The sequence below is a fragment of the Calothrix sp. CBUCES-K 9914 genome, assembly GCF_059640475.1.
The window spans coordinates 1-9,343 of record NZ_JBXXZH010000321.1; the positions used below are offsets into that span (position 1 = coordinate 1).

General features: G+C 41.3%; 12 protein-coding genes. 9 read left to right on the forward strand and 3 right to left on the reverse strand.

Annotated elements, in window-relative coordinates; translation table 11 throughout:
* Positions 1-200, forward strand: a 200-nt coding sequence (locus AC2JBO_RS39630; RefSeq protein WP_496959116.1) for a phage holin family protein, incomplete at its 5' end; no start/stop codon positions are given.
* A gap of 78 nt (positions 201-278) precedes the next feature.
* Here the strand turns inward: AC2JBO_RS39630 and psb29 are convergent.
* Positions 279-971 (reverse strand): photosystem II biogenesis protein Psp29, encoded by a 693-nt coding sequence (psb29, locus tag AC2JBO_RS39635; RefSeq protein ID WP_496959117.1) that lies wholly within the window; start codon positions 969-971, stop codon positions 279-281.
* Between the two features lie 279 nt (positions 972-1,250).
* On the opposite strand from psb29, the gene AC2JBO_RS39640 reads away from it, so the two are divergent.
* Positions 1,251-1,844, forward strand: a complete 594-nt coding sequence (locus tag AC2JBO_RS39640) for a chromophore lyase CpcT/CpeT (RefSeq protein ID WP_496959118.1) — start codon at positions 1,251-1,253, stop codon at positions 1,842-1,844.
* A gap of 104 nt (positions 1,845-1,948) precedes the next feature.
* Here AC2JBO_RS39640 and AC2JBO_RS39645 read toward each other — a convergent pair whose 3' ends face one another.
* Entirely contained in the window at positions 1,949-2,317 is a 369-nt protein-coding gene (locus tag AC2JBO_RS39645; protein WP_496959119.1) for an STAS domain-containing protein, read from the reverse strand.
* 215 nt (positions 2,318-2,532) lie between these two features.
* On the reverse strand, positions 2,533-3,579 hold the full coding sequence (gene hemF, locus AC2JBO_RS39650) for an oxygen-dependent coproporphyrinogen oxidase (protein ID WP_496959120.1): 1,047 nt from the start codon (positions 3,577-3,579) through the stop codon (positions 2,533-2,535).
* Between the two features lie 453 nt (positions 3,580-4,032).
* Between hemF and AC2JBO_RS39655 the strand changes: the two genes are divergently transcribed.
* From AC2JBO_RS39655 to AC2JBO_RS39685, 7 genes are all read left to right on the forward strand, one after another.
* Positions 4,033-4,230, forward strand: coding sequence for a hypothetical protein (locus AC2JBO_RS39655; protein ID WP_496959121.1), 198 nt, complete (start codon positions 4,033-4,035; stop codon positions 4,228-4,230).
* On the forward strand, positions 4,231-4,755 hold the full coding sequence (locus AC2JBO_RS39660; protein WP_496959122.1) for an SRPBCC family protein: 525 nt from the start codon (positions 4,231-4,233) through the stop codon (positions 4,753-4,755).
* 96 nt (positions 4,756-4,851) lie between these two features.
* Positions 4,852-5,922, forward strand: a complete 1,071-nt coding sequence (locus tag AC2JBO_RS39665; protein ID WP_496959123.1) for an Mrp/NBP35 family ATP-binding protein — start codon at positions 4,852-4,854, stop codon at positions 5,920-5,922.
* Positions 5,923-6,028: 106 nt separating this feature from the next.
* On the forward strand, positions 6,029-7,339 hold the full coding sequence (gene rodA / locus AC2JBO_RS39670; RefSeq protein WP_496959124.1) for a rod shape-determining protein RodA: 1,311 nt from the start codon (positions 6,029-6,031) through the stop codon (positions 7,337-7,339).
* Between the two features lie 128 nt (positions 7,340-7,467).
* Positions 7,468-7,662: an NAD(P)H dehydrogenase subunit NdhS gene (locus tag AC2JBO_RS39675; RefSeq protein ID WP_496959125.1), complete on the forward strand. Its 195-nt coding sequence runs from the start codon at positions 7,468-7,470 to the stop codon at positions 7,660-7,662.
* A gap of 243 nt (positions 7,663-7,905) precedes the next feature.
* Positions 7,906-8,559, forward strand: coding sequence for an HAS-barrel domain-containing protein (locus tag AC2JBO_RS39680; protein WP_496959126.1), 654 nt, complete (start codon positions 7,906-7,908; stop codon positions 8,557-8,559).
* Positions 8,560-8,741: 182 nt separating this feature from the next.
* The coding region (locus AC2JBO_RS39685; RefSeq protein WP_496959127.1) for a cation:proton antiporter at positions 8,742-9,343 on the forward strand (602 nt) is incomplete at its 3' end.

The following is a 9,343-nucleotide window of genomic DNA, read 5'->3' on the forward strand; positions in this document are numbered from 1 at the left end:
TTGTGTTTACAATACCAAATGCTTTGACGTTTAACTTTTTCCCCGACTTCTTCACCTTTGTGATAGCAGTCATCTGTTTCTGTTTAGCTGCTTACTTTGTCCAGGGTTTTCGCTTACGCTATGGCATCTGGAGCGCTATTATGGGCGCCTTATTACTTGCTATCGTCAGTAACATCATCTATCGAATCGTACCGTATTAATTGAGTTAAAAGTGATGAGTGCTGAGTGCTGAGTTCTAATTAGAAGCTATTTACTCAGCACTCATTACTCAGCACTCATTACTGAATAATTTGTTGGGGTTTGTTAAGAGCGCGTTCTTCGCGTTTTTTGCGGTCTGCCTGTATCATGTCAGCCATTACAGCCATTGCTTGTGCCATCTTATCCAAGTTAGAGCGGTACAACTCCAAGTCTTTATTAAGTTTGTCGTCGGAAATATTCAGACCCTTGGCAATAGAGTTAAGAGCTTGAGTACGAAGCTTTTCGTCTTTAACAACTTCTGGGTCAGATGCTTCTAAAAGGGTGAATATACCAATGGCAAACAATCGATTGTATTTGAACTTGGGATTGTTAGCAATGGCACCGAGTTCAGCTTGTAATTGTTCGTCGTTTTCTAAACAGTTAGTTTGACTTAGCCATGCGATTAAATCTTTAACTGGAAGACTCTTACCGATACCAAGCAGTCGGTTAGCATCATTACGATACTGGTCTGGACTTGCCTCAACTGCTTGACAAAGGGCTTGGAAAATAGAATCTTTGTCGCTTTCAGGTTGATAACCTTGCATAAAGCGGTCAAATGCTGTGACAACACCCAAGGTGTAGATTGAGTTGTAAGTGAAATCAACATTAACTGATAGCAGGTGCATTTCTACCATCAACTCCTCTATCACCCGTCGATAAATCGTATTCAGCGGGCGAGTATGTAAGGAGTAGAATGTTCGCTTTGTATCAGAGACAGTACGGACGTTATTCACAAATAATTATTAGGGCGAAGGAATGTTTATTTTCTCGTGCTTAAGTACGAGTTTGTCTTTGCGACAATATTTTTAGATGCGATTATGAGAAAATATTACCCGTATTGCGTCTTGCATACGCAAGGTTTTTGTATCCTGCATTCTGCATCTTTATAATTATAGCTGCTGAAGCTGCCAGAAAGTTTCTTTTTCTATACTAGAAATACCTAAGGAATGTATTTTTAACTTTGTTTATACGTTCCGAGAGATAATAATACTGCATATACTACCACTACCGAAATGCGCTTTCCTCCACAACTACAGACATTAGCCCAATACTTGACAGGTGAATTTGATAACCAAAAACAAGCACTCACAGAACCGACTTGGTACGTTCACTTACGTTTGTGGCAAGTTCCTGTACCCATTTTTACAGAAGATAGTCTAACTATATTCGCCGAACAGGCGAATATTACTAGTCTTGATAAACCGTACCGACAGCGTATTATGCGGTTGCGCGCGGACGATAACCCCGATATTCCTATAACTGTTCAATACTACATGCCAAGAGACCCAGGTGGGCTAGCTGGTGGAGGTAGTAACCCAAATAAAATACAAAATTTAGCAGATGACCAATTAGAATTACTACCTGGTTGTGTTCTAAATGTTTCAGTTAAAGAGCTAGCGCCGAACCAGTATGAATTTTCTGCTGTACCACCTGCCGAAGCTAAATGTACTTTTACTTACCTTGGTAGCACTGTACAGGTGTCATTAGGCTTTGAGGTAAATCAGCAAGAACTAAAAACTTATGATAAAGGAATTGACGAAGAAACAGGAAGAGCTACTTGGGGAGCTGTTATGGGACCTTTTTGCTACACCAAAGTTAGGAGGTAGGGTGCGTGACACCATAACAATCGTAAAGTGAAACTAATGAACTAGTAGTGTCACGCACCTTACGATGAGCGGAGTTATAGTTTAATACAAGCGCACTCAGCACTTTATGTAACTAAACTACGGGGTACACCTTCCAAAGCTTCCTCTTCGGTTTCAAAAATTTCAAATACTGTATCCATCATCGTTACCTCAAAAACAAGTTTAGCTTCTGGGTGAACGTTACAAATACGGAAACTGCCCTTTACTTTATCAGCGTCGCGCATTCCTGCGACTAGAGAAGTTAGACCCGAACTATCGATAAAGTTTACTTGACCGAGGTTAACAACAACATGACGGCTGAGTTTGGATATACATTCCTGTAACTTCAAGCGAAACTGCCAAGCTGTAGTAATATCTAGGCGCCCAGCTGGGGTCAAAACAATTACATCATTGCCATCTTGAATGTTATAAACTTTTTGTTCTATATGAATCACACACTCTCTCCCCTAGCGCTACGAAATAAATCAACCTAGTATTTTTTATAACCTTTAATCTCGTTATCATCCACTCTTTTTTCAAGAATAATTACCCACAACAAGCGTCAAACAGCGTCAGTTGTGGGCGTTACGCTGGCATAACATAATAAAAACAAATGTTATGCCTTGGTAATTATACTTGGAGAAACAGAGTTTCTGGCTGAATCTAGATTCTAAGTATGACTGGGTGTCCAATTTGCCCAATCTTGAGGTTTGAGGAAAGTGTCGTAAAGTTCCGCTTCCGGAGTATTTGGTTCTGGCTTGTAGCCATATTCCCAGCGCACTAATGGAGGTAACGACATTAAAATCGATTCTGTACGTCCGTTCGTTTGGAGTCCAAAAATTGTTCCTCTGTCGTATACAAGGTTAAATTCAACGTAGCGGCCACGACGATAAAGTTGGAAATTGCGTTGATGTTCGTTGTACTCGATATTATGGCGCCGTTCAACAATGGGTAAATAAGCGGGTAAAAAAGCTTGACCACAGTCTTTGATGAAGGAGAATAATTCTGACCAGGTGCGTTGTGTGGGTTCTCCGACTTCTTGGCTGTAATGAGCAGCAAGGCCATCTGTGTGAGGTCCACGATATAAGGCACCACGACCATCTTGATAGTCAAAGAATAAACCACCAATACCGCGCGTTTCTTCTCGATGTTTTAAATAAAAGTATTCATCGCACCAACGTTTAAATACTGGGTAATATTCTGAATGGTGTTTATCACAAGCTTGTTTAAAAGTTTTATGAAAATGACTTGCGTCTTCAGCAAAAGGATAGTAAGGAGTTAAGTCGGCGCCGCCACCAAACCACCAAACTGGGCCAGCTTCAAAGTAGCGGTAGTTCAAGTGAACGGTAGGTACATGAGGGTTGCGAGGGTGTAAAACCATTGAAGTACCAGTCGCATAGAAACGATGTCCAGCAGCTTCAGGACGCTGAGTGAGAATTGATGGTGGAAGATGGTCACCCCAAACTTCAGAAAAATTTACACCAGCTTGTTCAAAGATTGCTCCATCACGTAGAACACGTGAACGTCCGCCACCACCTTCAGGACGTTCCCAGCTATCTTGTTGGAATTTACCCACACCATCAATTGCTTCCAAACCAGTGGCAATTTCGTCTTGTAATTGACGCATGAAAGCACTAACTCGCTCTTTCGCGTTGTCTGGAGGTAAAAATTTGGATGGAGCAGTTTGGATAGCAGGAGAATGCGAGTTTGTCAACATAAGTCTCAAAACCTAAATTAAAATTTTCACTCTTTGTGTTTTATGGTTGTTAATCCACAGGGTAGGTGCAGCAAAATGCAAGGCTTACATACAATTGGGCTACTACCACAAGCCGGACACGTGATATCCCCTTTGTTGACACACAAGCGCGGCGTAACTAAAAGTTATTCTCTCTCAATTTGTGTATTTACTTGTATACGATTTGTTATTTTAACTAATGCTTAATATCTACGCTAAACTAGCAAAACTCAATCATAGCAACCTTTTTAACCAATAAACGGTGCTTCCCCTCGATACATAAAAATACACAATCACGATTGGTGGCACCAAGATTAGACATGAACAAAAATCTACGGACAGTGCTGCATACCACAAAATTTGTCATAAAAATTAATACTTACTCCAACTTGTGTATACGTCATTAGGAGGAAGATATTACGCAATGAGCGATATATGTATGGAACGACTACCCATTTAAAGCGTCAAAAAAGAGTCGAATATATAAAAAAAATTTTAAGTGGAGAAACTTATAAAAAAGGGCTTGCTTTGATCACAGCTATTTTGAGAAATTCTGATAGAGAAGTTTTTAATATCATTGCCTTAGAAGCCATGTCATTCACAGCTTTCAAACCGCGAGGAGGGTCGAATTAAATGCAAGGTTGGTTATCTAGGTTCATCCACCGTAAACGGCGCCGAATATGTGCTTCTTTAGTACGCACGTACAGAGAAATTAGTTCGGCTTCGGTAGATGAGCTATGGCAGAAAGTTGTTGATTTAGGCGATGTTTCCTGGCATCCTCTATTAAAAAGTACTAATGTACCATATGGATTAGTCCCGAAACCAGGATTGATATATCAAGCAGTGACGCGGTTATCACCAATTCCAATTCGTATTTTTGTCGAAAGAGTTAATCCAAGAGAGTTGTTGAGCATTAGGGTATTGGCGCTTCCGGGTATTGAGGAGCGGATAACTTATAAAGTCGAGTCAACGGTTTGTGGTACTTGTTTGTCGTATTCTGTAACATTACGCGGTTGGTTGTCTCCGTTGGTTTGGTCGTTCTCGCGTCCCTACGCTGACCGTGTAGCGCGCGCACTAGTTGAAGCAGTAGAGGGAACAGCGTTGAAAGCGGTGTCAAGAAAAAGAAAATCACGTCAATTCGGTTGTTTCGATTTTTAGTTGTAGTAAATCCACCCCCACAGCCAGTTAAAATCCAATAGTTAGATAGAAATTACATTTGTAAATTTTTTTTGGGCAGTAAGGGTGGAAAAGAGTATGAATGATGTTCTTGATACGCAGTCAGTGTTAGAAGTTTTGCGACCAGTGCAAGACCCAGAACTCCGCAAAAGTCTGGTGGAACTGAATATGATTCGTAACGTCAAGATTGACGGCTGTAAGGTTAGCTTCACATTAGTGTTGACGACACCAGCTTGTCCGTTACGTGAATTTATTGTTGAAGACTGCCAAAAAGCTGTTAAAAAACTTCCGGGTGTTATGGATGTTGCGGTAGAAGTCACGGCAGAAACACCAAAACAGAAAGATTTACCCGACCGTACTGGTATCAAGGGTGTGAAAAATATTGTTGCAATTTCGAGTGGTAAAGGTGGCGTTGGTAAGAGTACTGTAGCAGTTAATGTTGCTGTGGCATTAGCTCAAACTGGTGCCAAAGTTGGTTTACTTGATGCTGATATTTACGGACCAAATGACCCAACAATGCTGGGGTTGACTGATACACCGCTAATTGTTCGACCGGGTGCAAATGGTGAAATACTGGAACCTGCTTTTAATCACGGCGTCAAGTTAGTATCAATGGGTTTTCTTATTGATAAAGACCAGCCAGTGATTTGGCGTGGTCCAATGCTCAATGGAATTATCCGCAAATTTTTATACCAAGTCGAGTGGGGCGAAATTGATTATTTAATTGTTGATATGCCTCCAGGTACTGGCGATGCACAGTTAACATTGACACAAGCTGTACCGATGGCAGGTGCCGTAATTGTGACGACACCGCAAACAGTAGCTTTATTAGATTCGCGCAAAGGGCTACGAATGTTTCAACAACTGAACGTTCCTGTGTTGGGTATAGTAGAAAATATGAGCTATTTTATACCGCCAGATATGCCTGAAAAACAATATGACATTTTTGGTTCAGGTGGTGGGTCAAAAACAGCACAAGAATTGGGTGTACCACTACTAGGCTGCATACCGTTGGAGATAGACACGCGCATTGGTGGAGATAACGGTGTGCCAATTGTTGCAGCAGACCCAAATTCTGCGAGTGCAAAAGCGTTACGCGCGGTTGCGTTAGCAATAGCAGGTAAAGTATCTGTTGCAGCTTTGGCGTAAAAAAATAAAATATTTTTATTCTGGTTCTCAGGTGATACCTGGGAATACAGATTTTTAGTAGTGAATAAATTTAAAATCTATTAAAGCTAAAGTCTAAAATCGCACAATGTTATTAAAAAAGCATTCACGCTCCCAATCACGTTGGAAGTATTGGATTAAACCCTGGCAGCAAATCGACTGGTTACTCTTCTTGCTTGTAATAGCCATCAGCTTCTTCGGTGGCTTAATGATTCGCAGCACCGAGTTAAGCCAAGGTCTGGCTGACTGCTGGCGCCACTGGGAATTCTCGGTAGCTGGAACCATAATCGCATTAATTCTTGCCCGTGTACGCTACGAAAATCTACTTCGGTATCACTGGTATATATATACCGTAGTCAACATTAGCCTTGTAGCGGTGATGATTATCGGTAGAAGCGCAAAAGGGGCACAACGGTGGGTAAGTATAGCTGGTATACCTGTACAACCTTCAGAATTTGCCAAATTGGCGATGATTATCACTTTGGCAGCGTTATTACATAAATCTACAGCATCAAGTTTATCTACAGTTTTCCGCGCGATGGCATTTACTGCGATTCCTTGGGCATTAGTTTTCATACAACCGGATTTGGCGACATCGTTAGTGTTTGGAGCAATAGTACTAGGGATGTTGTATTGGGCAAATGCGAATCCAGGTTGGCTGATATTAATGGTTTCGCCAATTATTGCCGCAATATTGTTTAGTATTCAGTGGCCGTTTACGATTGCCTTTTCCAAGGACTTGGTGTTCGGTCCTTTAGGATTAATGTGGGCAGTGGCGATGGGGATTATTGGATGGCAAACTTTACCTTGGAGAAAGTTTGGAGCGAGTGCTATTGGCGCCTGGTCGCTTAATATGCTAGGTGGAGAAATCGGTATTTTCCTTTGGAACCACGTTTTAAAAGAATATCAAAAAGGACGCTTAACATCGTTTTTAAATCCCGATGAAAACCTGTTAACGACAGGATATCACCAACATCAATCGCGGATTGCCATTGGCGCGGGTGAGTGGTTTGGATGGGGATTAAATAAAGGTCCAATGACGCAGCTTAATTTCGTGCCGGAACAACATACAGACTTTATATTTTCTGCTGTTGGTGAGGAATTTGGTTTTATCGGTTGCTTGGTATTGCTTTCAGTCTTTGCTTTTCTTTGCCTGCGTTTACTACATATAGCTCAAACAGCCACAGATAATTTTGGTTCACTGTTAGCAATAGGTGTATTAGCAATGATTGTTTTCCAAGTAATAGTTAACGTCGGTATGAACGTTGGATTGGCGCCTGTTGCGGGTATACCTTTACCTTGGATGAGCTATGGACGTTCGGCAATGGTAACAAATTTCGTATCCCTAGGCATTGTTGAGTCAGTGGCAAATTATCGAAGCAAGAAAAAGTATATATAGTGGCGCCAAAGTATAATGCCTCTTATTTCTGTGTAGAGACGTGATTAATCACGTCTCTACTGTGTTCTAAACTGTAATAGGCATTAAGCTATAGAAAGGAAACATAAAAACATAAATAGAGTAAGACCATGATTCTGCCTGGAGCAACCGTTCGCGTAAAAAACCCCGCAGATACCTACTATCGCTTTGAAGGACTAGTTCAACGTGTAAGCGATGGTAAGGTTGCCGTCTTGTTCGAGGGTGGTAACTGGGATAAGTTAGTAACTTTCCGTCTATCGGAACTGGAAGCTGTTGAAACCGCAGGTCGTAAAAAAGGGAAATAAAACCTAGGGTGTGTGACGCTACCAAAATTTTGAAACGAAGAGCGTAGGGTGCGTGACGCTACTAAAATTTTGAAACGAAGAGCAAGTTTAATAGCGTCACGCACCTTACTAAAAGTTAAAAGTTTGGAGTTGAGGTGTGAAAAACCGAAACATCTGTATTAGCTTTTCACGTGCGGTGCGTGACGCTACTAGATCATTAGTTTTGTTTCATAATTGTTATAGCGTCACGCACCCTACTCAATTATGCGCCTGCCTTTACCACAGTTTGACCGCAGTAATAGAAATCCCAGTCACATAGCAGAGGTGATTGAGACAACGACAACCGAATTTCTGGCTCAGTGTTTAGAGCCAGATGATTTAAGCTTTGCTTCAATGCCACCTTTTGGTAGTTGGGTAAAATCACAGGATGAAGAATCAGGCAATCAAGTGTATGGAGTTGTTTACTATGCAACTACTATGCCTATTGACTCCGTACATCGAGCGCGCGCTTTGGGAATGTCGCTTGCTGATTTACGTGAAGAACAACCCCAAATATTCGCGATGCTCAAAACCGAGTTTCGCGCGGTGATTGTGGGATTTGAATTGCCAAAAACAGATACTTCAAGTAGTAAGGTGTATCAATATTTACCGCCTCGCCCACCACAAATTCACCAAGCTGTTTATCGCTGTGAAGCTGATGATATAGTTAAATTTTCTGAGGAAATAGACTTTTTGCGAACTTTGTTAACAATAAGTGGTGCCCCAATTGATTCGTTGGTAGCAGCAGCGATTCGCCAAGTTTACCAGTTGCGTCAAGCTGACCGAGAATGGTTAATTCATGCTGGGCGGACTTTAAGTATACTACTCAAAGACGATTATGACCGTTTACGATATATATTAAGCCAAATTCATATATAGGCTGTTGATTTAAGATTAAACTATTGCGTTTACCTATACAAAATATATCCGAGCAACAATGCTTGTACTAAAAGCGTCAATTTTACGATGAGGGTTCTCCCTTGAAGAGTGCTTGACAGTTACTTCGTGCTGTAAATGCTTGTGTTTTTTTCCTCTGTTACATGAATGCCCCAAACCTACCTATGGAACTAATATCTCAAGTACTTGCACTTGCACCAGTATCTCCAGGTCTTGGCAAGGAATCAATTGTTCCCTTTGCTATTTTACTGCTAGTAATTTTAGTTGTACCGATTGTATTTGAGCGACTGCGGTTACCTGGAGTAGTAGGGTTACTGGTAGCAGGGATAGTGTGTGGTCCCTATGGTTGGAACTTGCTGCAAAAAGACTCACAAACTATGAACTTTCTATCGGACATTGGGCTAGTGTACTTAATGTTCGTTGCTGGGCTTGAGATTAATATTAGCCAGTTTCGCCACACTGCAAATCGTTCATTGGGTTTTGGTAGCTTTACATTTGGTGTACCGCTTGTAGTTGGAACTGTAGTTGGTAGAATTTTTGGTTTTGACTGGAATGCAGCAATACTCATCGGCTCTTTGTTCGCTTCCCATAGTTTGCTTGCTTATCCGATTATTAACCGTTTGGGTGTAGCTGACAACGAAGCCGTTACAGTTACTATTGGCGCGACTGTTTTTACTGATATTAGCGCACTACTCCTACTTGCTGTATGTATAGCAGTTCATACAAGCCAATTGAATGTTTTCAGTATGATTACTTTGATTGGCTG

Excerpts from the sequence above, each read along its gene's own strand:
- AC2JBO_RS39640 (WP_496959118.1), top strand. The coding sequence starts at position 1,251 with ATGCGCTTTCCTCCACAACTACAGACATTAGCCCAATACTTGACAGGT.
- hemF (WP_496959120.1), bottom strand. The coding sequence starts at position 3,579 with ATGTTGACAAACTCGCATTCTCCTGCTATCCAAACTGCTCCATCCAAA.
- AC2JBO_RS39655 (WP_496959121.1), top strand. The coding sequence starts at position 4,033 with ATGTATGGAACGACTACCCATTTAAAGCGTCAAAAAAGAGTCGAATAT.
- AC2JBO_RS39660 (WP_496959122.1), top strand. The coding sequence starts at position 4,231 with ATGCAAGGTTGGTTATCTAGGTTCATCCACCGTAAACGGCGCCGAATA.
- AC2JBO_RS39665 (WP_496959123.1), top strand. The coding sequence starts at position 4,852 with ATGAATGATGTTCTTGATACGCAGTCAGTGTTAGAAGTTTTGCGACCA.
- rodA (WP_496959124.1), top strand. The coding sequence starts at position 6,029 with ATGTTATTAAAAAAGCATTCACGCTCCCAATCACGTTGGAAGTATTGG.
- AC2JBO_RS39675 (WP_496959125.1), top strand. The coding sequence starts at position 7,468 with ATGATTCTGCCTGGAGCAACCGTTCGCGTAAAAAACCCCGCAGATACC.
- AC2JBO_RS39680 (WP_496959126.1), top strand. The coding sequence starts at position 7,906 with ATGCGCCTGCCTTTACCACAGTTTGACCGCAGTAATAGAAATCCCAGT.